20 protein-coding genes and 2 pseudogenes are annotated in these 24,627 nt (G+C 68.7%); 8 read left to right on the top strand and 14 right to left on the bottom strand.

What is annotated here, in order from left to right:
- Positions 1-2: 2 nt before the first annotated feature.
- Positions 3-947, top strand: a complete 945-nt coding sequence (locus AB0E77_RS14410; protein WP_361569716.1) for a Dyp-type peroxidase — start codon at positions 3-5, stop codon at positions 945-947.
- On the opposite strand, the gene AB0E77_RS14405 is transcribed toward AB0E77_RS14410, so the two are convergent.
- Positions 937-1,569 carry a DUF1345 domain-containing protein gene (locus tag AB0E77_RS14405; RefSeq protein ID WP_361569714.1) on the bottom strand — a complete coding sequence of 211 codons (633 nt, stop codon included), beginning with the start codon at positions 1,567-1,569 and terminating at the stop codon, positions 937-939. The two genes, AB0E77_RS14410 and AB0E77_RS14405, sit on opposite strands and share 11 nt — an antisense overlap.
- Positions 1,570-1,667: 98 nt before the next feature.
- Between AB0E77_RS14405 and AB0E77_RS14400 the strand changes: the two genes are divergently transcribed.
- The 3 genes from AB0E77_RS14400 to AB0E77_RS14390 all read left to right on the top strand — a co-directional run bounded on the left by AB0E77_RS14400 (position 1,668) and on the right by AB0E77_RS14390 (position 3,169).
- Complete coding sequence (locus AB0E77_RS14400) at positions 1,668-2,042, top strand: PadR family transcriptional regulator (protein ID WP_361569713.1); 375 nt, start codon at positions 1,668-1,670, stop codon at positions 2,040-2,042.
- Positions 2,039-2,638, top strand: a complete 600-nt coding sequence (locus tag AB0E77_RS14395; protein WP_361569712.1) for a hypothetical protein — start codon at positions 2,039-2,041, stop codon at positions 2,636-2,638. Before AB0E77_RS14400 ends, AB0E77_RS14395 begins: the two co-directional genes overlap by 4 nt.
- A 150-nt stretch (positions 2,639-2,788) precedes the next feature.
- Entirely contained in the window at positions 2,789-3,169 is a 381-nt protein-coding gene (locus AB0E77_RS14390; protein ID WP_361569710.1) for a hypothetical protein, read from the top strand.
- Positions 3,170-4,089: 920 nt separating this feature from the next.
- On the opposite strand, the gene AB0E77_RS14385 is transcribed toward AB0E77_RS14390, so the two are convergent.
- The gene (locus tag AB0E77_RS14385) at positions 4,090-5,208 is read right to left on the bottom strand and encodes an acyl-CoA desaturase (RefSeq protein ID WP_361569708.1); all 1,119 of its coding nucleotides are present in this window, start codon (positions 5,206-5,208) and stop codon (positions 4,090-4,092) included.
- A 7-nt stretch (positions 5,209-5,215) separates the two neighbouring features.
- Positions 5,216-6,271, bottom strand: coding sequence for a ferredoxin reductase (locus AB0E77_RS14380; protein WP_361569706.1), 1,056 nt, complete (start codon positions 6,269-6,271; stop codon positions 5,216-5,218).
- An 87-nt stretch (positions 6,272-6,358) separates the two neighbouring features.
- Here AB0E77_RS14380 and AB0E77_RS14375 point away from each other — a divergent pair, with 87 nt between their 5' ends.
- Positions 6,359-7,498 (top strand): helix-turn-helix domain-containing protein, encoded by a 1,140-nt coding sequence (locus AB0E77_RS14375; RefSeq protein ID WP_361569705.1) that lies wholly within the window; start codon positions 6,359-6,361, stop codon positions 7,496-7,498.
- Positions 7,499-7,662: 164 nt separating this feature from the next.
- Here AB0E77_RS14375 and AB0E77_RS14370 read toward each other — a convergent pair whose 3' ends face one another.
- From AB0E77_RS14370 to AB0E77_RS14360, 3 genes and pseudogenes are all read right to left on the bottom strand, one after another.
- Positions 7,663-7,839, bottom strand: a complete 177-nt coding sequence (locus AB0E77_RS14370) for a hypothetical protein (protein ID WP_361569704.1) — start codon at positions 7,837-7,839, stop codon at positions 7,663-7,665.
- Positions 7,840-7,873: 34 nt separating this feature from the next.
- Positions 7,874-8,488 (bottom strand): annotated as a pseudogene (locus AB0E77_RS14365) (phytase); the annotation flags it as partial.
- 799 nt (positions 8,489-9,287) lie between these two features.
- Positions 9,288-9,491 carry a hypothetical protein gene (locus AB0E77_RS14360; protein WP_030856548.1) on the bottom strand — a complete coding sequence of 68 codons (204 nt, stop codon included), beginning with the start codon at positions 9,489-9,491 and terminating at the stop codon, positions 9,288-9,290.
- Positions 9,492-9,625: 134 nt separating this feature from the next.
- Between AB0E77_RS14360 and AB0E77_RS14355 the strand changes: the two are divergent.
- Positions 9,626-9,724, top strand: a pseudogene (locus tag AB0E77_RS14355) (3-oxoadipate enol-lactone hydrolase); the annotation flags it as partial.
- Positions 9,725-10,167: 443 nt separating this feature from the next.
- Positions 10,168-10,290, top strand: coding sequence for a hypothetical protein (locus tag AB0E77_RS14350; RefSeq protein ID WP_361569702.1), 123 nt, complete (start codon positions 10,168-10,170; stop codon positions 10,288-10,290).
- 9 nt (positions 10,291-10,299) lie between these two features.
- On the opposite strand, the gene ccsB is transcribed toward AB0E77_RS14350, so the two are convergent.
- The 6 genes from ccsB to AB0E77_RS14320 form a co-directional block, all read right to left on the bottom strand.
- Positions 10,300-11,415: a c-type cytochrome biogenesis protein CcsB gene (gene ccsB, locus AB0E77_RS14345; protein ID WP_361569700.1), complete on the bottom strand. Its 1,116-nt coding sequence runs from the start codon at positions 11,413-11,415 to the stop codon at positions 10,300-10,302.
- The gene (locus AB0E77_RS14340) at positions 11,412-12,038 is read right to left on the bottom strand and encodes a cytochrome c biogenesis protein ResB (RefSeq protein WP_361569698.1); all 627 of its coding nucleotides are present in this window, start codon (positions 12,036-12,038) and stop codon (positions 11,412-11,414) included. The genes ccsB and AB0E77_RS14340 overlap by 4 nt, the downstream gene beginning before the upstream one ends.
- Positions 12,039-12,158: 120 nt before the next feature.
- Positions 12,159-13,523, bottom strand: coding sequence for an FAD-binding oxidoreductase (locus tag AB0E77_RS14335; protein WP_361569696.1), 1,365 nt, complete (start codon positions 13,521-13,523; stop codon positions 12,159-12,161).
- A 172-nt stretch (positions 13,524-13,695) separates the two neighbouring features.
- Complete coding sequence (locus AB0E77_RS14330; protein WP_361569694.1) at positions 13,696-14,676, bottom strand: dihydrodipicolinate reductase; 981 nt, start codon at positions 14,674-14,676, stop codon at positions 13,696-13,698.
- A 448-nt stretch (positions 14,677-15,124) separates the two neighbouring features.
- Positions 15,125-16,522, bottom strand: a complete 1,398-nt coding sequence (locus AB0E77_RS14325; protein ID WP_361569692.1) for a flavin monoamine oxidase family protein — start codon at positions 16,520-16,522, stop codon at positions 15,125-15,127.
- 546 nt (positions 16,523-17,068) lie between these two features.
- Complete coding sequence (locus AB0E77_RS14320; RefSeq protein ID WP_217245092.1) at positions 17,069-18,130, bottom strand: zinc-binding dehydrogenase; 1,062 nt, start codon at positions 18,128-18,130, stop codon at positions 17,069-17,071.
- Positions 18,131-18,378: 248 nt separating this feature from the next.
- Here AB0E77_RS14320 and AB0E77_RS14315 point away from each other — a divergent pair, with 248 nt between their 5' ends.
- Positions 18,379-21,594: a cytochrome P450 gene (locus AB0E77_RS14315; protein WP_361569690.1), complete on the top strand. Its 3,216-nt coding sequence runs from the start codon at positions 18,379-18,381 to the stop codon at positions 21,592-21,594.
- Between the two features lie 70 nt (positions 21,595-21,664).
- Here AB0E77_RS14315 and AB0E77_RS14310 read toward each other — a convergent pair whose 3' ends face one another.
- Positions 21,665-22,291: a TetR/AcrR family transcriptional regulator gene (locus tag AB0E77_RS14310; protein WP_361569689.1), complete on the bottom strand. Its 627-nt coding sequence runs from the start codon at positions 22,289-22,291 to the stop codon at positions 21,665-21,667.
- 123 nt (positions 22,292-22,414) lie between these two features.
- Positions 22,415-24,595 carry a SpoIIE family protein phosphatase gene (locus AB0E77_RS14305; protein WP_361569687.1) on the bottom strand — a complete coding sequence of 727 codons (2,181 nt, stop codon included), beginning with the start codon at positions 24,593-24,595 and terminating at the stop codon, positions 22,415-22,417.
- Positions 24,596-24,627: the final 32 nt, after the last annotated feature.

Below are 24,627 nucleotides of genomic sequence, written 5' to 3'. Positions count from 1 at the left end.
CAGTGGCCGAGTCGCAATCCGTACTCGCTCCGCCGGCCAAAGCAGCGGTGTTCCTCGTGTGCACGCTCACGGCCGGGGGCGAGGACCGGGTCCGTGGTCTGCTCCAGGACGTGGGAGGGCTTAAGCGTTCGGTCGGCTTCCGGGTCCCGGACGCCGGGCTGACCTGCGTGGCCGGCATCGGCTCCGAGGCCTGGGACCGCCTCTTCAGCGGGCCGAGACCCCGCGACCTGCACCCCTTCGTACCCCTGACCGGCCCCCGCCACCACGCACCGGCCACCCCCGGCGACCTCCTCTTCCACATCCGCGCCGACCGCATGGACCTGTGCTTCGAACTGGCGCAGCTGATCGCCGAGCGGCTGCGCGGCGCCGCCGACGTCGTGGACGAGGTGCACGGCTTCAAGTCCTTCGACGAGCGCGACCTGCTCGGCTTCGTCGACGGCACGGCCAACCCGGAGGGCGAGAAGGCGGCACGCGCGGTGTTCGTGGGCGACGAGGACCCCGCCTTCGCCGGCGGCAGCTACGTCGTCGTACAGAAGTACCTGCACGACCTCACCGCATGGAACGCCCTGGGCACAGAGGCCCAGGAACGGGCCATGGGCCGCAGCAAGGCCGACAACATCGAATTCCCCGACGACGCCAAGGCCGTGGACTCGCACCTCGCGCTCAACACCATCACCGACGAGAACGGCCACGAGCGGAAGATCGTCCGGGACAACATGCCCTTCGGCCGCGTCGGACAGCAGGAGTTCGGCACCTACTTCATCGGGTACGCCCGTACGCCCGACGTCGTCGAGCAGATGCTGCGTCACATGTTCCTCGGCGACCGGCCCGGTGTGCACGACCGCATCCTCGACTTCTCCACCGCCGTCACCGGCTGCCTCTTCCACGTGCCGAGCGCCGACTTCCTGGACGATCCGCCCGCCCGGCCGCGTGCTCTCAACCGGTGACGAGCCCGGCGACGAGGTTGATGGCGGTCGCCAGGATGCTGGTGCCGAAGAGGTAGGACAGCAGACAGTGGCGGAGCACGATCGTGCGGATCTCCGTGCTCGAGACGTCGGTGTCGGACACCTGGTAGGTCATGCCGAGGTTGTAGCTGAAGTACAGGAAGTCCCGGTACGACGGAGGGTCGTCCGAGTTGAAGTCGATGCCGCCGTGCGTCGCGTAGTAGACGTAGGCGTAGCGGGTGGCGTACATCAGGTGCACCGTGGCCCAGGCCATGAACACGCCGCACAGGGCGACGGCCGCGGCGGCGCGTCCGGCGTCGGACGTGCCCAGCAGCAGCAGGAGCACGATCGCGACCAGCCCGCACAGGGCGACCACCACCACGACGAGTTCGTCCGTGTGCGGCCGGAAGTCCTCTCGCCGGGCGTTGCGGCGAGTGGCGGAGGCGTCCATCGACCACAGCACGAGCCACCCGGCCAGGCTGAAGACGAGCTCCGTCGCCGTGATGCCGGCCAGGGCGCCCAGCACCGCACCGGTCCCCAGCCCCACCGCGACCCCCACGACGGCTCCGACCGCGAGGGCGCCGGACAGTCGGGGCACGGCATCCAGGGGCAACCAGCTCGTCATGGCACCACCGTAGTGGCGCGTGTCCGTTTCGTCCCGGCGAGTCGCGCCCGCCCGGCCCGCCCCCCGGTCGCCTTGCGGCGCCTGGTATCTTGCTATGCATGGAACCTGGTGATTCGACCAAGCGGGCCCGTGCGGCGGCTCAGCTGCGCAAGGGCGTGCTGGAGTACTGCGTACTCGCCCTGCTGCGGGACCGCCCCCGCTACGGCGTGGAACTCCTGCACGCCCTGGAGGAGTCCGAGGCCCTGGCCACCAGTCAGGGCACGGTCTACCCGCTGCTCTCCCGGCTCCGCCGCGAGGACCTGGTCACCACCACCTGGCAGGAGTCCTCCTCCGGGCCGCCCCGTCGCTACTACGCGCTCACCGCCGACGGCCGGGCCGCGCTGGACGACTTCACCCAGGTCTGGCCCGGGTTCCGTGAAGCCGTCGACACCTTCCTGACCACCCCTCACCCTTCCGCCGGAGACCGTGCATGAAGACCCCGACCGACGCCGCTCGCGACTACCTCGCCGCCGTGGAGCGCGAGGCCTCCGCACTCCCCGCCGACCGTCGCCAGGAACTCCTCGCCGACCTCGCCGAGCACATCGAGGTGACGCGTGCCGAACGTCCGGACGCGGCGCTCGGCGAGATCCTCGCCGGGCTCGGGGACCCCCGCACGATCGCGGCGACGGCGCTGGCCGAGGCGGGGACCGGCGGGGCGGCCTTCCCGTCCCCCGGCGGCGCGGACGCGCCCGCGCGGCGCGCCAAGGTGCACCCCCTGGTGCCGCTGCTGATGCTCACCCTTCCGTACCTCGTCACGACGGTCCTCCCCGACGTGCCCGGCCTGGCGCTGTGCAGCGGCCTGATCCGCATCGCCGGCGGAGTGCTGCTGTGCACCTCGGTGCACTGGACCACGGTCCGGAAGATCGTCGGCGTACTGCTCGCCGTCGTCGCGCCGACCGTCGCCTCGCTCGTCTGGTCGGAGACCACCGTCGCCCCGGCCGGCGACACCCCGGCACTGGTGGCCAACCTGGTGGCACTCGCCGTCGTGGCGGGCACGTCGGCCTGGCTGTGGGTCTGCCGCCGGCGCTGAGCGGGCGCCGTGACCGACGGCCACGGCGGACGCCGGTCCCGAGCGGCGAAGTTGCGGATGGGCGTCGTTCGTCCCGTCCCGTTCCCCGCCGGGCGGTGATCCAGAAGCACGGAGAGCGGACGCACCGACACGAGGGGGGCAACAGCGTCGATGGGCTGGATACAGATCGGCATCGTGGGCCTGGCCGTGCTCCTGCGGCTGACGGCTTTCGGCTGGTACGCCCTGATCGCGATCGCCGTGAGTGTCCTGTCGCTCGGGACGGTCCCCGCGATCGTGCTGGGACCGCTCGTCTACGCCGGATTCTCCGCGCCACCAGCGGCATGGCCCTTGCTCGCCGCGGCCGACGTCCTGCTCCTCGCGTGTGCGCTGACCTTCGAGGACGGCGGCGACAACACCTCGACCAGCCCTTGGCAGAGGCTCACCGGCGGCCGCGGACCGTCCGGACGCGCCACGGACGCGGCGCTCCGGTCCTGCGCGATCGCCTACCTGCTCACCCTGCCGGCACTCGCCGTCTGGACCGCCACCGCGTAGACGACCCCCGGCATGGCTGACGGCGGCGATCGGCCCTCGTCACCCCCATCGCCCTCCGCCACTGGGACCGCTGCTGGCTCGGCGAGAACCGACTCCGGGACGACGTCTTCCCGCACCATTCCCGCACCACTGGAGCACCCTGACCGCCACGACCCTGCTGCGCCTCCCGACCACCCTGCGCACCCCCGACACCGACCGCCTCGCCGCAACGATCTTCCGCGCCGGCATGGCCAACTACCTCGAGGACGGCTCGGCCACCTGCGCCCTCGTCACGCCCTCCACCGTCGACGGACGCCCCACCCACACCGCCGACCCCCTCGCCAACGACCAGGACCGGCACCTGGTACGTCCGCCACGGCACCCGCGACCGCGACACCGCCTTCACCGTCTCGGTCAACCTCGCCCGCGCCCTCGCCGCGGACAAGGACGTCGAGGACCTGGACCACCGGCTCGCCTGGAACCAGCCGCACGCCGGGAACTACGACGTGCCCGAGGCCATGGCCTGGATCGCCAGGATCGTTCGGAAGGCCGGCGACCCGCTCGCATGACGGATCGGACCGCCACCGGCCGCCCTGTCCCGGATGGGACCGCCACCGGCCGTCCCGTCCGGGACAGGGCGGCCGGTGGATCGAGCACGATGCCTGCCTGCGTCCGGTGTCAGGCGCGAACTTGAGCGCTTGCGACCAGCCATTCGTGCAGGTGGCCTGTCGGGTTTGCCCCGGAGGCCCCTGCCGCGTTGCGACGCTCCAGCACGTCGCCGGCCGCCCCGAACACCGCAAGAGCGCTCTGACCTCCACATTTTCCTCTCTCCGTGCCTCCTGACGTTCTTCGATGACGCATCACGTGGAGTGCGTGGCGATTCTGGAGCCTGCGGGCAAGGGCGTTTGACCCCGCGTTGGTGAGCCAGGCGCTGGTAACGATCAGGCGGCGACGAGCTCCTGCTCACGGTCCGGCGTCTTGACCTCGGGCTTCTTGTTCGGCAGCGAGAGCCGGAAGACCTTGCGCCACGCGGAGAACACCTGCTTGGGCAGCGGCCCGGTGACGTACTCCAGCTCGTACTTCTCGAACAGCGCGCGCACCTTCACCGCGACCTCGGCGTACCGGTTGCTCGGCAGGTCCGGGAACAGGTGGTGCTCGATCTGGTGCGACAGGTTGCCGGTCATGAAGTGCATGGCCCTGCCGCCGCTGATGTTCGCCGAGCCCATCATCTGGCGCAGGTACCACTGGCCGCGCGTCTCGTCCTTGATCGACCGGCGCTCGAAGACCTGCACGCCCTCGGGGAAGTGACCGCACATGATCACCGAATGGGACCAGATGTTGCGGACGAGGTTGGCCGTGAACGTGGCGGCGAGTGTGGGAAGGAACGACGGGCCCGACAGCAGCGGGTGGATCACGTAGTCCTTGAGAACCTGCTTGCGGATCTTGCGGCCCACGGCCCTGGCCCGCGCGCGGAACTCCGGGTTCTTGCGGCGGCGCTTGTTCAGGTTCTTGCCGAGCTCCAGGTCGTACGCCGCGATGCCGTACTCGAAGAAGCAGGCGTTGATGAAGTTCCACAGCGGCTGGCCGAGGTGGAACGGGTGCCACTTCTGGTCCTCGTCGACGCGCATGATGCCGTAGCCGAGGTCGTTGTCCTTGCCGACCACGTTCGTGTACGTGTGGTGCAGCTCGTTGTGCGAGTGCTTCCACTGGTCGGCCGGCGAGACGTGGTCCCACTCCCAGGTCGTGGAGTGGATCTTCGGGTCCCGCATCCAGTCCCACTGGCCGTGCAGGATGTTGTGGCCGATCTCCATGTTGTCCATGATCTTCGCCACGGACAGGCCGGCGGTGCCGATCAGCCACGCGGGCGGGAAGATCGAGAACAGCAGGACGCCCCTGCTGACCAGCTCGAGCTTGCGCTGCGCCGAGATCACCTTGCGGATGTAGGCGGCGTCCTTCTCGCCTCGGCCGGCGATCACCTCGTCGCGGATCGCGTCCAGCTCGCGGCCCAGCTCCTCGATCTGCTCCGCGGTCAGGTGGGCGGTGGGGTCGATGGCGGTCAATGTGCTCCTACCGTTCGATGTCGCAGGGGCCCGCCGCGGCGGACACACAGGTCTGGATGAGGACGCCCGGCTCGGCCTCGGTGAGCTCGCCGGTGCGCAGGTCGCGGACGGCGCCCGCCTTGAGCGGGGTGACGCAGCCGAAGCAGATGCCCATGCGGCACCCGGAGGGCATGAGCACGCCGGCCTCCTCGCCGACGTCCAGCAACGGCGTGACGCCGTCCGCGTCGACGGTCTTGCCGGTGGCGCTGAACGTGACCTCGCCGCCGTCACCGGCGACGACGATGCTGGGGCGGAAGCGCTCGGTGTGCAGGCGTTCTTGTACGCCGTGCTCCGCCCAGTGCTCTTCGACGGCGTCGAGCAGACCTGCGGGCCCGCAGGCCCAGGTCTCGCGCTCGGCCCAGTCGGGTACGAGTTCACCGAGACGGGCGATGTCGAGTGTGCCGTCGGTGTCGGTGTGCACCTCGGTGAGCCGCAGCTTCTTGTCCGCGGCCAGGTCGTGCAGCTCGTCGCGGAAGATGACGTCCTGCGGCTGTGGCGCGCAGTGGACCATGACGACGTCGTCGAACTCGGTGTCGCGCAGCATGCCCATCACGGGTGTGATGCCGCTGCCGGCCGTCAAGAAGAGCACCTTGGCGGGCTTGGTCTGCGGCAGCACGAAGTCACCGGACGGCTGGTCGAGCTGGATGAGCGTGCCCGGTTTCGCCCTGTGGACCAGGTGGTTGCTGACCTTGCCGTCCGGGATCGCCTTCACGGTGATCGTGACGCGGCCGTCCTGCCGGTTCGTCGGCGAGGTGAGGGAGTAGGCACGCCACAGGCGCACCCCGTCGACGTCGACCCCGATCCGCACGTACTGACCGGCGGTGTGGCCGCGCCAGCCTCGTCCCGGCCTGATCACGACGGTCGCGGCGTCATCCGTCTCGGGGTGCACGGCCTCGATGCGCCCCCGCAGGTCAGCGCCCGCACGCAGTGGGCTGACCAGGTCGAGGTAGTCCGACGGCAGCAGCGGCGTCGTGACCATCTCCAGCAGTTTCCACGCCCTGCTGCGAAGGGCTGCACTCGTCATGACTCCAGCTTGCTGCGTCTCAGGGCGTAAAGTCCTGACCGTAGGACGTGAATCTGGTGGGTGGAATTGTTCGCAGGGAACAAAAACGTGAGTCGTGTAACCCAGTGGGCCAGCGAACTGGCCCTGGACGAGGCGACGGTCACCGCACTTCGGGCCGCGCTGAAGGCCACCGCCGACGAGGTCGTCCAGGCGATCATCGACGAGGTCCCTCCCTACGCCAACGCCCTTTCGGGCAGCATGGGCGGCACCATCCGCCGAGCCGTTCGCACCGCCCTCGGGCACTACCTGGACCTCGCGAGCGGGAACGCCACCGGAGGCGACGGCGGTGACGCGGCCTACGAGCTGGGCCGCGGCGAGGTGCGCGACGGCCGTTCGATGGACGCCCTGCTCAGCGCCTACCGTGTCGGCGCCCGCGTGGCCTGGCGATGCCTGGCAGCGGGCGCCGTGTCCGCAGGTCTGCCCGCCGCCGAGGTCGCCAAGTTCGCCGAGCTGACCTTCGCCTACATCGACGAGCTCTCCGCCGCGAGCGCCGCGGGCCACGCCGACGAACTGGCCGCCCGGGGCAGGGCCCACGAGCGCCACCTGGAACACCTGGCCCGCGACCTCCTCGCCGGCGCGAGCCCGGACGTGCTGCTGGCCTCTGCTCAACGGGCCGGATGGCAGCCTCCGGTCACGCTGACGGCGGTCCTGCTGCCCGCCGCCCAGGCCCGGCCTGCCTACCGCGCGCTCGACCCGAGCACCCTCGTCCTCGACGATCTGCCGGACGCCACCGGTGTGCTGCTCGTCCCCGATTGCGACCGATCACATCTCTTGCGGCAGCTGACCGACCGCACCGCCGTGGTCGGCCCGGCCCGGCCATGGACTCGTGCGTCATCCTCGTACGCGCGAGCCGCACGCGCGCGCTCCCTCTCCTCTGATGTCCGCGACACCGAGGACCACCTGCCCGAGCTGGTGCTGAGCGCCGACGTGGACGCGTTCGCGGACCTGCGTGCCCGAGCCCTCGCACCGTTGCGCACCTTGCCTGTCGCGACCGCACGGCGGCTGGAGGAGACGTTGCGGGCGTGGCTGCTGCACCAGGGCAGGCGGGACGCGGTGGCGGCGGCGTTGTTCGTCCATCCCCAGACAGTCCGGTACCGGATGTCGCAGCTGCGGGAGCTGTTTCCGGATCTCGCGTCGCCACACCGGGTCCTTGAACTGACGCTGGCGGTCGGTCTTCGGGCCAGTTGACGCGTACGCCGGCCGTCCACGAACCATCGGCGGATCCCGGCATCGTGCTCGGTGTCTACCCGGACGTCCTTGCAGCCGGGACGGTTCGGTGAGCGACGCGATCAAGGTGCAGCAGGTCGGCTGACAGGGAGCGTCCCACCACGAGTCGCCCACCTGTCGATCCGTCAGGCCCGCGTCTCGTACGACCAGCCAGGGGTCAGGCCGCCGATCACCACCGCGATGGTGTTCACCGGGATCACGGCGATGACCAGCGTGAACGTTACGGATTCCTTCGCGCTGCCTCCTCGGTCCGAGGACGGCCGGCCCGTCTCTCCGAGGCTGGGCGGGCGGGGCGGGCGCACGGTGTCGCCATCGTGCGCCCGCGGCGCTCTCAGATCAGTCGAGGGTGCCGACGACCTTGCCGAGGCCGACGAACTTGAAGCCGGTGGCCTCGCGGTCGCCGTCACCGGGGGTCTCCTCGCCGTCCTGCACGACGAGCAGGCCGCGCGGGTAGCGCGTGCCGAGCGGGGCGTTGAGGGCGGCGGCGCCGTCGCAGACCTCGGAGCCGTCGAGGGTCGCGGAGGCCGCGGCGATACGGAAAACGTTCTCGTCCTCGTTGTCCTCGTCGCGCTCGCGGTCGTACGCGACGAGGGTGTTGTCGCCCTGGCTGGAGGCGAGCAGGTAGCCGTCGCCGTCCGTCTCGGTGAGGAGGGTCAGGCCCTCGACGTCGGCACTGAGGTGCGTGCAGCCGAAGCCGGGGTCCGCAGCGGGCGCGCACTCCTCGCTCTCCTCGTCGTACGTCCCCGGGACGCCGTACTCGCGGACCTTGTCGATCAGGACCGGCGTACCGGTCAGAGCCGCGTCGATGCGCCAGATGCCCACGTCCTCCTGCCCCGTGTACAGGGTGCCGTCCGCGGGGTCGACGACCATGCCCTCCACCTGCGGCAGTTCGCCCGGCTCGGCGCAGGGCGTCCAGGAGGCGCCGTTGGGCAGCCGGAACGAAGAGGGCAGGTGTTGGATCACGCGCCGGCCCGCCTACGGCGCCCTGCACCGCAACGTCTCCACCCGGCTGCGCCACGCCCCCCGCACCCAGGCGTACTACGAACGCCGCACCGAGGAGGGCAAGACCCGACGTGAGATCATCCGATGTCTCGAGCGATACGCGGCCCGCGAGGTCTTCAACCTGGTCAGACCAGTGTCCCGTACCCCCGCGTTACAGGGGACGTCCGTGCGACGAGAAGCCCCGCAGGTGCGGCCTAGCGGGGCTTCCGAACGGGTGGGTTGCAACGGCGGCGCGGCGCGGTTGCACGCGGTTGTCCTCTTGGAGCCACCTGAAGCAAGGGGCACAACGGCGGCACGTCTCGTACGACCGATGTGCAACACACGACCCAGGGACTTCACGCGATCGACCAGGACACGGTTGTTTGCTTGCGTGAAATCTAGTGCCTCCTGGTACGACGCACGAGGCCGCCTGAAGTCGTCCTGCACAGGCTGCCCCTCGCTGCGGCAGGCCCAGGGGCAGCAGCGGCTGACCACGCCGTTCCCCGGCTCGTACGCAGCAGTTCGGGCGCCCCAGTTGCTGTCGTCGGGCGGCCGATGCGCCGATTTGATCGACCAGGTCCTGGGCAGGCGGTTCCGGGGCGCGGTGCGGGGATTCCGCCAGCCGACCCGCCGCGCGGCACGCACCGGTTGCAATCCGCCACGTTGGAGGGCTAACGGGTTCACACCTCAGTGAGCCCGGGGCGGATGGGGCCGCCACCACGGCCTCGAGCGGAGGCCGTGGTGGTCGGCGGTCATGGTGTCGTGGTGGCTACGGGATTGAGTCCAGGTAAGGGCACGCGTGTTCCCTCATCATTCGGATGGCGTGTTCGTGTTCGTCGTCGTCCTCGATTACGAGAGCCTGACGCGTCATGGTGTTGTAGATGGCGCCGGGACCGTTTTTCGTCCGGACAACCACCCAGCCTTCTTCCGACCCGTCCCAGAGGAATTCGTACCCGCCGGTCTTCTGTGTCACTTGAGCTGGCTCCACTCTGAGATCATCCGATGCCTCAAGCGATACGCAGCCCGCGAGGTCTTCAACCTGGTCAGACAGGTTCCCCGTACCCCCGCGTTACAGGGGCGTCTGTGAGACGTGAGAGGGTGCGGGGCGTGAGTGAGACACCGTCGAACACCCTGCAATACCGCTTTGACGGGCCAGAAGAGGCCCCGGTCCTGATTCTCGGTCCCTCACTGGGTACCACATGGCACAGGTTGTAGAGACCGTCTATGGGCGTCCGTGCGAGTCCATGGTGTGTGCGTTGTAGCAGGTCAGGGCTTGCTGTCCGGTGGCGTCGGCGTAGTTGGTGACAGACGCGTGATAGCGCCGGTGATAGATCGAGGCCCCGCCGGGGAGCATCCCTGGCGGGCCTCTACCTGGAGCCATGAGACGAGGCTCCGGCGGAGCGCTCCAGTGGGGCATCACCGTGCAGTTGACTGTGCGTACACGCGTGACGTGTTCGGCTCGTCATGCAGTTTGTCTTCCAGCGCTGTCCTCGAGGACGCTGAATTTGCGATTGCAGCCATGACGGACGACCTGGCCCGCCAGGCAACTGGGCGGGCTCTGTCGGTTGGAGGGTTGATGCGCTGTGCCCTGCTTGGGCAGGCCAAGCGGTATGCCGGATGCCCGTGGGTGAGTCGCGTAGCCGCCGTCGATGCTGAACCCCCGTTCGCCCCAGCGGATGCGTTTCTGGCTCCCGGAGGGCCTGTGGTTCGCCGCCCGCTACCCGGACATCGACGTCGCCCACAAGAACCTGAGCCTGTACGTCCCGCAGTAGGGGGCCGGTTCAGAAGCCGATCGACTGGAGGGCTCCGAGGCCCACGTCGGCGTAGGAGTGCTTGCCGGAGACGAAGATGTTCACGCCGTAGTAGTTGAACAGCCAGCAGGCGAAGGCGGCCAGGGCCAGGTAGGCGGCCTTGCGGCCCTTCCAGCCGGCGGTGGCGCGGGCGTGCAGGTAGCCGGCGTAGGCGACCCAGGTGATGAAGGACCAGGTCTCCTTGGGGTCCCAGCCCCAGTAGCGGCCCCAGGCGTCGCCCGCCCAGATGGCGCCCGCGATGATGGTGAACGTCCAGAGCGGGAAGACGGCGGCGTTGACGCGGTAGGCGAACTTGTCGAGGGAGGCCGCCGCGGGCAGCCGGTCCAGGACGGAGCTGGCGAAACGGCCCGGCTTGCCGCCGGAGGCGAGCTTGTTCTCGAAGCTGTCCTTGAAGAGGTACAGGAGCGTGGAGACCGCGCCGACGTAGAAGACCGCGCCGCAGAAGATCGCGGTGGAGACGTGGATGTACAGCCAGTACGAGTGCAGCGCGGGGACGAGCTGGTCGCTGGCCGTGTAGAGGACCGTGACGGCGAGACCGAGGTCGAGCAGGACCGTGGTGATCAGCGGGAGGCCGAGCCAGCGGATGTTCTTCTTCAGCGCGAGCAGGACGAGGTACACGCCGACGGCGGTCGTCGTGAGCGTGATGTTGAACTCGTACATGTTGCCCCACGGCGCCCGCTCCACCGACAGAGCGCGAGTGAGGACGCCGCCCGCCTCGATGGCGAAGGCGAGGACGGTGAGGGAGACGGCGATGCGTCCGTAGAGGTCGCCCTTCTCGGTGCCGCCGTGCGCGCCGGGTCCGTCGGGCACGTCGCGGGAGCCGGAGGCGGTGCGTACGACGACCTCGGGGCGCTCCAGTACGGCGCTGGTGCCGGCCTTCTTCACGGTGACGGCGGGACCGGACGCGGCCTTGGTGGCGGCGTCGGCGGTGAGCGCGGCGGCGGTACGGCCGACCTTGCTGCGGCTGCCGAAGAGCCACTCGGCGATGTACGCGAAGAAGGCCAGGGTGTAGACGGCCATCGCGGAGTACATCAGCGTGTTGCTGACGTTCGCGAGATGCTCGTTTGTTGCTGCGGCGAGATTCACTTCTTCTCAGTCTCTTCGGCAGTGACGGCGTGGGTGTCGGTGGATTCGGGGGTGGCGGGGTTCTCGGGCGCGGCGGGCGCCCGGTTGTACAGGACCCCGGAGAGGTCGCCGAGCTCCGCGGGAACCTTCGCGGATTCGCTGCGGCCGAGGCCGGCGACCTCCACGACGGTCACGCCGTCGGCGCCCCGCACGGCCCGCACCCAGATGCGGCGGCGCTGGATGAACAGGGAGCCGGCCAGGCCGAAGATGGCGACGACGGCACCGCTGAGCGCCCAGCCGCTGGCGGGCTGCCGGGTGACCTGGAAGCCGGCCCACTCCTGGACGCCGCCGAAGGTGGCCGAGACCGCGCCGCCGGGGAGGTTCATGGTGTCGCCGACCTTGAGCTGGTGCTTGAACAGCTTGCCGTCGGAGCCCTTGAACTCTCTTCCAGGTTCCTCTTGTCGAGCTGGTAGATGCCCTGCGACCGCGATGAGACGGCGGTGCGGAGCCTGCCCCCCCGCTAGCGCTACCAGGAGCCGATTCGGCGGCGTCCTCGCCGGTCGACGCAGCTGCCTGCCAAGCCCTCCCGTTCGGCCTGCCGAGATCGGCTTCCCGCAGCGCTGCCTACTGGGTTCTCTCGTCAAATGTCAGATCCACACAAGGAGTGATGCGAGGGGGACGGCTGCTTCGTAGGACTGGGCGGTCTTGCCGTAGCGGGTGGCGATCTCATACCACGCCGTCACAGATCAGGCGCCGCCCGAACTTCAGGAGTCCGCGCGCCTGCGACGACGGAGAGCCCGTCGCGCCAGTGTCCTGCTGCCGTTGAGGAAGTCGTTGAACCGGTCCAGTCCCCAGACGGCTCGGAGGACAAGCGGCTGCATCAGCAGCGACATCGACGGCGGGTATTTCGAGGCGTCCGACCAGATGCCGGCGAGGTCGTCCGGCATCTCACCGTCGACGATGTAGTCGGCGAGCTGGTGGGTCACGTACGGCACCTGGCAGAGGCCGTGGCCGTTGCAGGCCATCGAGTAGAAGACGTTGTCACCCACCTGCCCGGCGATCGACAGCCAGTCCGGGCTGATGCCGATCCAACCGCCCCAGGCCCGCTCGATGGCCACGTCGGACAGCGACGGGAACCGACGGGCCAGATCCTTCCCCATGTCCTGCACGACAATGGGGTCCGGTACCCGGTCCGGGAGCGGGTAGGTCTGGCCTCGCTGCGCTTGGCGGACCCCGCAGACGATGGTGTTGCGCTCGGTGAGCCGGTAGTGGGTCATCAACTGGTGCTGGGTGATGATGCCGGACCGACTGGTCCAGCCCAGCTCGGCGAGCCGCTCCGGCGCGATGGGTTCCGACTCGATCTCGATGACGTACAGCGGCGTCGCGAGGTTCTTGGGCCAGATGTCCCACTCGCCGCCGTAGACGTTGGTTGCGAGCAGCACCTTGTTGGCCCGCACGGTGCCATGCGGTGTCGTGAGCTCGACGGTGCGGCCTGTTCGCCGGACATCGCTCACCCGCGACTGCTCGAAGACCTTGGCCGACGAGGCGAGCAGCGCGCGACGCACACCACGAGCGAGCTTGCCCGGGTTCAGCATCCCGCCGATGGATTCCCGCATACCGCCCACGAAGCCGGCAGGAAGGCCGAGTTTCTCCCTGCTGCCGACAGTCCCATTCCCACCGTAGGCGCGCAGGATCGCCGCCTGGGTGCGCACCCTGAGCATCATGAGGGGTGAGACCGCACCCCACACCAGGCCGTTTGCCACGTAGTCGCAGTCGATGTCGTGCGTCTTGATGAGGTCTTCCACGTAGCGGCCCGCGTGCTCCGCCAGTTTCGCCATGACCGGCATCTTCTTAGGGGACTGGATGCTGAGCATTCGCAGGTCACCGCCCGGCGCCCCGGCGATCTGACCGCCGTTGCGCGAGGCTGAGCCGTAGCCGCAGAACTCGGCCTCCAGCAGGACCACGTCCTGGTCACGCTCCGCAAGGCGCAGCGCAGCCGCCATGCCACCCATGCCGCCGCCGATGACGGCGATGTCACAGGTGAGGTCGCCGTCCAGTGCGGGCTGCACGTCGTCCGGTCGGTCGATCCAGCCGGTGAAGTTGCTGTATTTCGTGTTGTCGGTCCTCATACCGTTCCTTCAGGTGGGGGGTTTGTCCTATTTCATGATTTGCGTCAAGATTTGCTCGGCATGCGCCGCAAACCTTCGCTCCGGTCCAGCGGATGAACCGCGACGGGTGTCTCTTCGGCGAGATGTGTGAAGACGGGTGGGCAAGAGGTTCTCCGTCTTGCGTGTCTCCGTCTCAGTCCGGTGAAGTCGTGGCCCCGAGCGAGGCCCGGGCTGCTCGTTGCTCTCCCTTGGCCGCGACCGAGCGGGCCGGGAGGTCTCCCATCGACAGGAGACCGGGACGCGCCTCGACGACCGCGGCGGCGGCGTTGACCGCCGTCGCGATCGTGCTGAGGAAGGAATCGAAGCCCACGGAGGAACCAAGGTCGATGACCTGCTCCTCACCGACGATCCGGTAGTCGTCGCCCGCGGCCATCTCATCGGCCGGCTCGAAGAACCCGAACGTGATCTCCAGGTCGATCACCGGTTCGCCCTTGAGCACGCCCCGGGCGGCATGAGTGACAGCCGTGATCTGTCCCGGTTCGATACGCAGATGGTCCCCGACGCGCGGCGACGTCGTCACGACAGCGGGTTCGACCTCTGCCACGTCCACCGAGTCGAGATCCCACCCGAGCCCTGCCGCGAGCGCCCCGATGGCCTGCTCGAAGCCGTAGTGCCCGACGACCTCGCCCCGGCTGCGAGCCGTCGCGAACTCCTCTGTGGTCGGACCGAGGCCGAACTTCGACAGGATCGCGCCGTAGCGTGACATGTTCGTCCGCCGGCGGATACACACGCTCTCCATGCGCTGGGTCAGTGCAGTCAGCAGGAGAGGGAGGGTGTCCATCAGGAGGCCCGGGTTTGCCCCGCTGCCCAGGACGGTCACGCCATGTGCCTTCGCCGTGTCGTCGAGCCTTCGGGCCAGGCCGGGATGGCTCTGCCAGGGATAGGCCAGCTCCTCGCTGATGCTCAGGACGTTGTACGAACGCTCCAGCAGCGGCAGCAGGGTGCCGGCCACCCTGTGCAGATCCGAGATGGTCGCCACGATCGCTAGGTCGGCGGCGGGCAGGTCGGCCGGGTCGCTCACGATGACGACACCGTTCGCGGCGCCACCAAGTAGCACTCCGAGGTCTTGACCAGCCACACGGGTGTCCTGGTCCACTGCTCCGACGATCTCCACGTCCGCGCGTTGCAGCAAGGAAGAAGCCATGGCCCGGCCAGTGGCACCGAGACCCACAAGGACAGTCCGAATACTCAAAGTCACTCCCCTGGGCGGGGCGCCCCAGTCGGCACGCCCACGACACGGTGTTCTTGCCTGTGGCGGTTACCTCGTACCTCACTGTCACCAGCCACGGCCGCGGTGGGAACGACACTGAGCACCGGCTTTATCTGGGTATGGTGCACGGTGCACGGGCCGGTCGCGCATTCGTTCACGTCGGCGATCTGCCTCGATCCTGCGGCTGCGCAAGTTGCGTTTGGGCTCATTTCCGGAGCCTGAAGACCGAGGCACGGGCATCCCTTAACTAGCATTGCCAGGAGCCGATTCGGCGGCGTTCTCGCCGACCGCCGCAGCCGTCTGCTACGTCTTCCCGTCCGGCCTTGCCGAAATCGGCTCCCCGCAGCGCTGCCTACTGGGCACCCGCGTCGGCGCGCTTTCCAAGCCGGTGTGCGACCCGCTCGGCGGTCTGCTGACCCGTAAGCACGGCGCCGTTCATGGTTCCGGCCCACTCGCCGGCGGTTTCTACCCCAGCCCAGTGGATGCGCCCGTGGGGCTCCGTGAGGGCGCTGCCGTAACTGACGGATGCATAGGGGGCTACAGCAGGGTTCGGCCCTCCCGGGGCGAACGGTTCGGACGCCGGGCCCCAGCAGTGGTCCACGTAGTCGATGGGGGCGCTCGCCTGAGCGCCGTACAGCTCGACGAGCTGGTCGATCACCCGGCGACGTCGATCCGCCGAGTTGAAACCGTCGAATACGCGAGGGTCGCAGAAGGCCATCAGGACGCCTGGTCCGTTGTCATCGGGCGAAACGTCGAAGGTGATGAAAACGGTCCCGGTGTCGGTCAGTGCCTCACCCGAAAGCCCGCTGCTCCGCCAGAAGGGCTTCTCATAGGCGACGAACGCCTTGCTCAGCGTGCCCAGACGCCACGTCTTCGCGAGCCCTTCCGCCTTGTCAGGCAGGGCAGGCTCGAAGTCGATGTCGGCGCGGTGCGAGGGGGCGGCAGTGACGATGGCGTACTTGGCGTTGATCAATTTCGAGTCGGTGCTGACCGTGACGCCGCTGTCGTCCTGGGTGATTCGTCGAACAGGGGCACCGACGACAACCCTGTCGCCGAGTCGCTCGGCGAGCCTGACGGCGATCTCTTGAGTCGTTTCGGTGATTCGCTCCTCTTGCTGACCGTCCTCGACGCTGAGCATGTGCTCCACGCCCCCGGCAGCGCGAATGTAACGCAAAGCGTGCAGCAGAGAGACGTCCCCCGGGCTGCAGCCCCACTGCACCTTGGTGAGGATCGTCATCAGCGCCCGGGTGCTCGTCGCCGCCTGCTGCTGGTCGAGCCATTCTCCGAACGAGATAGCGTCGAGCTGCCCGGCGTCCGGGGATTCCCAGGCTGCATCGACGTTGATGGTCGAAGTCAGTTCCGCCACCGCCATCTGGATACGGGCCAGGTCTTCCAAGGCTTCAGGTGAGACCTCGGGGAAGGTGCCGGTGTAGGTGCTGCGCTGTCCGTCCATCCACAGGACGTTGTGGCCCTCGTCGAACTGACTGGTCGTGGTGCACCCCAACCGGCTCGCGAGGTCCCGGATCGCAGTGTGCCGCCGTGCGACCCACGTCGCCCCGAGGTCGACCTTGACCCCGGCCACTTCGCCCGAGAACGCTCGGCCTCCGACGCGGTCGCGACCTTCCACGACCAAGACCGACACGCCCATATTCACCAGCCGTTCTGCGGCGGTCAGGCCGGCGAAGCCGGCACCGACGATCACGACGTCGACTGCAGTTTCCTCGGTCCCGCCCTTAAGAGAGTTCGACATGCTTTTCTCCTTCAATCACGCGGTCTGCGTATGGTGAGATGTATTGGGTGATCGGGTCAGTAAGGGATTCGATAATGCTATGGGCCGTGCCAGATATGGTGACGTGCCACCCGAATCCATGGTTTCTATGTCGGCTTCCGGCTCCTCCCTTAGCTGCGGTTCCGACGTTTCCACCGTCCCAATTGCGGAGTCCGACTGCAACAAAAAAGTGCACCTGTCTCGAGCGGAGCGAGTGCATGATGCACCGACTCCTGAGTTCGGGGCATCGCCGATTGACGAGCCTCATTCGAACAATTCGGCGATCGTGAACGTGCTTGCTGTCCGACCTCGTAATCGAACACCGCCTTCGGCTGCTTTCTGTTCCCTCGAAAGATGTCAAAACAGAGAAGGATCACAGCCGGGCAGGTAGTCGTCGCATTTGAGTGGCTGCCCTGTCAGCGCGGGGTGGCCGAATATCCGGGGTGTCGCTGACCTTCGGGCGGTGGTGGAGGCGGAGGCGGAATCGGCCGTGTTGCGCCTGGTGATCCGGACTCCACCCTGCTGTGCTCAGGGGGTGAGTACGAGGCGGATCGGGTCTCCGACCTTCTTCTCCAGCCGGGCGACGGCGTCCGCGGCTTCGGTCAGGGGGACGTGGGCGCTGACGGAGGGGCCGAGGTCGATCCGTCCGGCGGCGGCCAGCGCGACGAGCTGTTCGACGTGCTCTGGTTCGGAGCCGTAGTGTCCGCGGATCTGCCGGACGTTGAAGCAGAAGTCGATGCTGTCGGCGACGCTGACCGGCTCCGGGGTGAGGCCGGCGAGGACCAGGATGCCGTTCGGGCCGAGCACGGTCGTGGCCTGGGCGCGGGCCGCTCCGACGCCGGCGAAGTCGAAGGCGACGTCGATGCCCCGGCCTGCCGTGGCTTGGTGCACCGCTTCGGTGAAGTCTCCGGCTGTGGGGTCCAGCGCGTGGTCGGCGCCGAAAAGGAGGGCGCGCTCGCGGGCCGAGGCCAGCGGGTCGACAGCGATGACTGGGGCGGCTCCGGCCAGGCGGGCGAGCCGGATGCCGTGGGCGCCGAGACCTCCGGCTCCCCAGATGCCGACTGCCTGCGCGGGGCGGACCGCGCCCGTGTCGATGATCGCGGCGTACGGGGTGGAGACGGCGTCGGGGATGATCGCGGCCTGGTCGAACGGCAGGTGGTCCGGGATGGGGAGCAGCGTGTCCTCCCGGGCGAGGGCGTACTGCGCCCAACCGCCGTCGTAGTCCACTCCTCGGGTCAGAGGCTGGCGGCAGGTCATGTGGCGCAGGCAGTCGGCGCAGTCGCCGCACGCCTGACCGGCCTGCAGTACGACGCGCAGGCCGGGAGTCCAGTTGCCCTTGACGTCGGGGCCGACGGTGTGGACGACACCGGCCACCTCATGGCCGGGGGTGAGGGCACCGGAGTCCTTGACGGTGTCCACGGGGTAGAAGGGGCTCAGGCTGCCGTCGATCAGATGGATGTCGGACAGGCAGACGCCGGCGGCCCGCACTTCGACGAGGACTTCGCCCGGACCGGGAACCGGGACCGGGACCTCTTCGACGGCGAAGGTACGGGTGTCCAGGCGGAGCCGCCCGGCCAGCATGGTGTTCATACGAAACCTCGATGTGCTCGGTGAGAAGCGCGCATGCAGCACTGGCGCACGACATGGTCGGTTGACCATGTCAGTTAACCGTGTCGGTTGACGAGGTCGTCTGTCAAGCTGCTTCCGCAGGACGTTCTCGCAGGATGCCGGGTTCCTCGGCCGACTGTGTCCTTCAATACAGTCACACGACATGTTCACTCGACAAAGTCGTGTGTAAATTGAATGGTGACCGCTGGAGTGAAACGAAAGGCACGCTCATGACTCAGGTGTCCGTAGGTATGACGCGGGCGATCCCCGAGCGCCCCCCGCTGCCCCTCGTAGGCCACGCGTTCAACGTTCCTGCGGGCGCGGACTTCCTGGCCTACCTGCTGAAGGAGTTCAGGGAGTTCGGGCCTGTGTACCGGCTGCGGGTCTTCGGGAGGGACACCGTCATGATCGGCGGCCTGGACCTCGTGACCGAGCTGTCGGACGAGACCCGCTTCCGCAAGCACGTTCACGCCGACCTGGTCGAGGTTCGGGCCCTGGCCGGGGACGGTCTGTTCACCGCCTACAACCACGAACCGAACTGGCGCAAGGCCCACGACATCCTGATGCCCGCGTTTTCGCTCGGCGCGATGCGCAGCTACCACGCCCCCATGCTCAAGGTCGCCCGCTCACTGATCGGGAAATGGGACCGGCTCGCCGGGGTGCAGTCGGTGGATGTCCCCGACGAGATGACCCGGCTGACCTTCGACACGATCGGCCTGTGCGGCTTCGGTTACGACTTCCAGTCCTTCCGGCGCAACGACCTGCATCCGTTCGTCGAGGCGATGGCCCGAGCTCTCGTCTTCGCCCAGGAGAAGGGCGAGTCCATCCCGGGCTCCGAGCTGTTCAAGAGGAAGAAGGTCGAGCAGTTCCGCAAGGACGTCGACCTGATGACGGACCTCGTCGACGACGTGATCAAGGAGCGCCGCGCCTCCGGCGACACCAGCACGGATGACCTGATGGGGCTGATGCTGCACACCAAGGACCCCGCCACCGGGGAGCTGCTGGACGACGTCAACATCCGCCACCAGGTGATCACCTTCCTGATCGCCGGCCACGAGACCACCAGCAGCGCGCTCTCCTTCGCCCTCTACTACCTCACCAAGCATCCGGAGGTGCTCGCCCGGGCCCAGGCCGAGGTGGACGCCCTGTGGGGTGACACCGACGACCCGGATCCCGGGTACGGCGACATCGGCAAGCTCACCTACATCCGCCAGGTGCTCAACGAGAGCCTGCGGTTGTGGCCGACGGCTCCCGCGTTCGCCGTCGAGCCGATCGAGGACACCGTCATCGGCGGCAAGTACCCCGTACGCAAGGGCGAGTCGCTGATGGTGATCACCTCGGCCCTTCACCGTGACGCGGCTTGGGGGGAGAACGTCGAGCTGTTCGATCCCGAGCGCTTCACCCCCGAGCGGGAGGCGGCCCGCTCGGTCCACGCCTTCAAGCCGTTCGGCAACGGCGAGCGGGCCTGCATCGGCCGCCAGTTCGCCCTGCATGAGGCCACCCTGCTGCTGGGCCTGCTGGTGCACCGTTACCGTCTGATCGACCACACCGACTACCAGCTGAAGATCAAGTCGACGCTGACCATCAAGCCCGACGGGTTCAGCCTCCGGCTCGCCCGCCGCACCAGCGACGAACGGCGCCTGCCCGCCGTGACGGCGGCGGATCCCGTCGCGGGCCGGACCGCCACCGTGACGCGCCGTGCGAGCGGCACCGCGCTGACCCTGCTGCACGGATCCAACCTCGGCACCTGCGCCGGCATCGCCCGCGACCTCGGCGGCGACGGCGAGGAGCAGGGCTTCACCCCGTCCGTCACCTCCCTCAACGAGTACACGGAAAGGCTGGCCGGAACCGAGGGCCCCGTCGTCATCGTCGCCGCTTCCTACAACGGTCGCCCCACCGACGACGCAGCCGATTTCGTCGCCGCTCTGGAGAACCTTGCCCCCGGCTCGCTCGCCGGCCTGCGGTACGCCGTCCTCGGTGTCGGCGACCGCAACTGGGCGGCGACCTACCAGCGCATCCCCACCCTGATCGACGAGCGTCTGGCCGCCGCCGGCGCCGTCCCGCTTCTGGAGCGCGGCGCCGCCGACGCATCAGGTGACTTCGGCGGAGTGGTCGACCAGTGGACGGCGGACCTGTGGACGGTCCTGCTCGACGAGTACGGCGCACCGGTCGCCGGCGAAGCGGCAGGCACCGCACCGAGGGCGGAAGCAGAAGGGCTGTACGAGCTGGAGGACACCTCGGAGTCGGTCCTCGGCGGTCTCGCCGAGCGCCACGGCGTCCAGCCGATGGAGGTCCTCGAAGCGTACGAACTCGTCGACACCGACCACGAACTCGGACGCTCCAAGCGGTTCCTGCGGCTCCGTCTGCCCGAGGGCGTCAGCTACCGCACCGCTGATCACCTGGCCGTCCTGCCCAGCAATCCCGAGGCCCTCGTCCAGCGTGTCGCCGACCGCTTCGGCGTCGACCTGGACCGCACGGTCCGGCTGCGCGCCCGCCGTCGGAGCCGGGGCGCGCTGCCGGTCGACCGGCCGCTGACCCTGCGCCGCCTGCTCACCGACTTCGTCGAGCTGCAGGACCCGGCCACCCAGGAGCAGGTCGCCGTGCTCGCCGAGCACACTTCCTGCCCGCCCGAGAAGCAGCCGCTCACCGTCTTCGCCACCGCCGATGCCGAGACCTTCCGGGAGCAGGTGACCGTCGCGGGGCTCAGCGTCCTGGACCTCGTGGAGCGCTACCGCGCGTGCGAACTGCCCTTCGAACGCTTCCTGGAGCTGCTGCCGGTGCTGCGCCCCCGGCACTACTCGATCTCGTCGTCCGCCGCGGCCCGGCCCGGCGAGGCCGACCTGATGGTGTCGCTCCTCGCGGCGCCCCACCGGTCGGGGGAGGGCACCTTCCGGGGCATCGCCTCGCACTTCCTGCAGACGGTGAACGCGGGCGACGTGATCCAGGCGCGGGTCCTGCCGTGCAGCGAGTCCTTCCGCCTCCCCGAGGGCACCTCCGTACCGGTGATCCTGATCAGCGCGGGTACCGGTCTCGCGCCCTTCCGCGGCGCGGTCCTCGACCGCCACCACGCCGGCTCGACCGGGACCCTGCTCTGCTACTTCGGCTGCGACCATCCCGACGTGGACTTCCTCCACCGGGAGGAATTCGAGGCAGCCGAGGCGGCCGGCGCAGTCAGCATGCGCCCCACCTTCATGCACGCGCCCGAGAACGGCGCCCGCTTCGTCCAGGAGCGCATCGCCCGCGAGAGCGAGGAGGTGTGGTCGGTCCTGGAGTCCGACGGACGCGTCTACATCTGCGGCGACGGCCGCCGTATGGCACCGGCCGTCCGGGAAGCGTTCATGGCGCTCTACCGTGAAAGGACCGGTGCGAGCGATGAGCAGGCCGTGGCGTGGCTCGCGGCGCTCGTCGAGTCCGGGCGCTACGTCGAGGACGTCTGGGCCGGCTGAGTCTCACGAGTAGGCAGAGACGGTTGGGGGCGCACCTGGAAGGTGCGCCCCCAACCGTCTTCACGTCGTGTCAGGCCGTCGGCACGTCCGGGAGGTCGAGGCTCCCCTTGGCCAGCGCCACGGTCGCGGCCACGAGTGCCCTCAGGCCCGTCCGCTCCGTGTCCTCGTCCGGCACACTCAGCAGGACCTGCATGGTGAGTCCGTCGAAGCCGGAGAGGAAGAACCGAGCCACTGTTTCCGGGGGCACGGCCAGTCTCTGTCCCGCCCTGTCCGCCGTTTCGGCGATCACCTGTGCGGTCACCTCGATGACCCGCTGATAGTGACTCTGCCGCGCCTCGTTGAGCCCGGGCACACGCAGGGCGAACATGGTCAGTTCAGTGAGCAGCTGCTGGTGCGACGTCGGCTCACGCACGGTGCTCCACAAGGCCCCCGCCAGGGCGCTGAAGGTCTTCTCGAAGCCCGCGTCCTCCGGCGCCGCCCGCTGCACCTGCGCGACCAGCTCGTCGGTGATCTGGTCCATCACCGCCCGGTAGAGATCCTCCTTCGTGCCGAAGGTGTAGTGGACGGTGGCCTGTGCGACGCCGAGCTCCGCGGCGATGGCACGGGTGCTTCCCGCGGCGACGCCCTCCCGGGTCATGAGGTCGATGGCCGCCTTGATCAACTGAGGGCGGCGCTCCGCCGCGGAAACATGAGCCATACGCCCACTATATCGACTTAGTCGATCGATCAAGTCGGTCCGATCGAGGGCTCTGCCACCGGCCGGGGCGAACGCCCTGGTCACACGCCCTCGCCCTTGAGGTGCGAACGGTGTTTCGTTCGCTCAGTGGTCGGACCCGCCGGTGGCGGGGAGAGCCTGCTCGGCCCAGATGACTTTTCCCTCACGACCGTGTCGTGCGCCCCAGCGATCGGTGAGCTGGGCCACCAACAGCAGGCCCCGGCCGCCTTCGTCGAAGATCCGGGCGCGGCGCAGATGCGGGGCCGTGCTGCTGGCGTCGGAGACCTCGCAGGTGAGCGTCGACTGGAGGATCAGTCGCAGCTGGATGGGGCTCTTGCCGTAGCGGATCGCGTTCGTCACCAGTTCGCTGACGGCCAGCTCGGTGGTGAACGACATCTCCTCCAGCCCCCAGGCCGCCAGTACGTCGGACGCGAAGCGGCGGGCTCCGGAAACGGCTGCTGGATCGGACGGCAGGTTGATCGCTGCGACATGGTCGGGATCGAGGGCTCGGGTCCGGGCAATCAGCAGAGCGACGTCATCGACGGGTCGGCTGGGCAGCAGTGCGGCCAGCAGCTGGTCGCAGGTCTCCTCCAGCGACTCCGGCGCCGAGGTGAGGACATCGTGCAGTGTGGTGAGTGCGACATCTACGTCACGCGTGCGATCGGCGATCAGCCCATCGGTGTGCAGCACCAGCAGGCTGCCCTCCCGCAGTTCGAACTCGGTCGTCTCGAAGGGCAGTCCGCCCAGGCCGAGGGGCGGTCCGACAGACACCTCAGGCAGCTTGACCACGTTGGAGGTCCGGGTGTCCTCGCCGGTGGTCGAGGGGGTCACCACGGTCGGAGGTACATGGCCGGCACTGGCGACGGAGCACAGACGGGAGACAGGGTCGTAGATCGCGTACAGGCAGGTGGCGCTGGTCTCACCCTCGTCCCGTGACTCCTCGCGCTGCATCCGGATGACCACGTCGTCCAGATGCGTGAGCAGCTCATCGGGCATGAGGTCGATATCGGCGAAGGCGCGGACGGCTGTGCGGAGTCGGCCCATGGTGGCGGCGGCGTGCAGGCCGCGTCCGACGACGTCGCCGACGACGAGCGCGACGCGGGCCCCGCACAGCGGAATCACGTCGTACCAGTCACCGCCCACACCCGCGCGGGACCCGGCGGGCAGGTATCGCGAGGCCGCTTCGACGGCCGACTGTTTCACCGTGTGTCGCGGCAGCAGGGTTCGCTGGAGAGCGAGCGCGGTGGAGCGCTCACGGGTGTACCGGCGGGCGTTGTCGATGGACACCGCTGCCCTGGAGACGATCTCCTGCGCCAGCAGGAGGTCGTCGTCGTCGAAGGGGACCGAGGTGCGGTGGCGTGAGAACTGCACCAGGCCCAGTGTCTCCCCACGGGCGTGCAGCGCTACGAGGAGAACCGAGTGGAGGCCGAGGGCGCGCAACGCCTGACTGTGGGACTCGGACGGAGCCATCCACATGGGCATCCCGGCCCTTCCGACGCGGTGCAGGACGGATCTTCCGGTGGCCAGTGTGCGAGCCGGTTCCGAGTCGTCGGGGTAGGAGTGGGCCTCACCGATGCGGAGCAGGGACTCCGGACAGCCGTCGAGGACGGAGCGCTGGGCGACTCGGCGCTGCGTCAGGGCTTCCGGTGAACCCGTGCCCGTTTCGTCGAGGGCGGAGTCGAAGAGGTCGACGGTGACGAGATCGGCGAATTCCTCGGTGCACACCTCCGTCAACTCCTGTGCGGTGCGGGTGACGTCGAGCGTGGTCCCGATCCGCTTGCTCGCCCTGTTGGTGAGGGCGAGTCGGCGCTGGAGGAGATGGTCGCGCTCCTCCTGGTAGGCGGCGACGACCTCCTCCGAGGATCGGTCCACGTAGTCGAAGCCGATCGTGATCAGCCTCATCGCGGCCAGGTGGATCATGTGCCAGTCGCTGGTGAGGCGGGGAGCTTCGGCCTGGACCATTTCGAGCAGGCTGAGGTGGCCGAGCCGGTAGCCACGCAGGAGTCTGCTCACCGGGATCCCTCGCCGGGCGTAGAGACGACCTACTTCCAAGACGACCGAAGGTGCCTTCGACGCGCTCACGTCAGGTTGGTGCTCCAGGAGATCCAGAATGGTGGTGACGTGCTGGGCCGTCTCCTCCAAGGTCAGAGCCGCGATCTCCCTCTCCTCCCGCAGCTCGGGGAGTTCGCCGTTCAGGCGCTGGAGCAGCAGGCCGGCCAGCTTCTCCACCTGTGTCCTGAGGTGGCGGGCCAGCTGACCAAGGAACGCATCGACGTCGGTTCCCATAGTGTGAATGTACGGGAAGCCCTTGACGTACG

This window comes from Streptomyces sp. NPDC032940, assembly GCF_040636935.1.
Lineage (GTDB): Bacteria > Actinomycetota > Actinomycetes > Streptomycetales > Streptomycetaceae > Streptomyces.
This window is presented reverse-complemented; position numbering and strand designations above follow the sequence as displayed.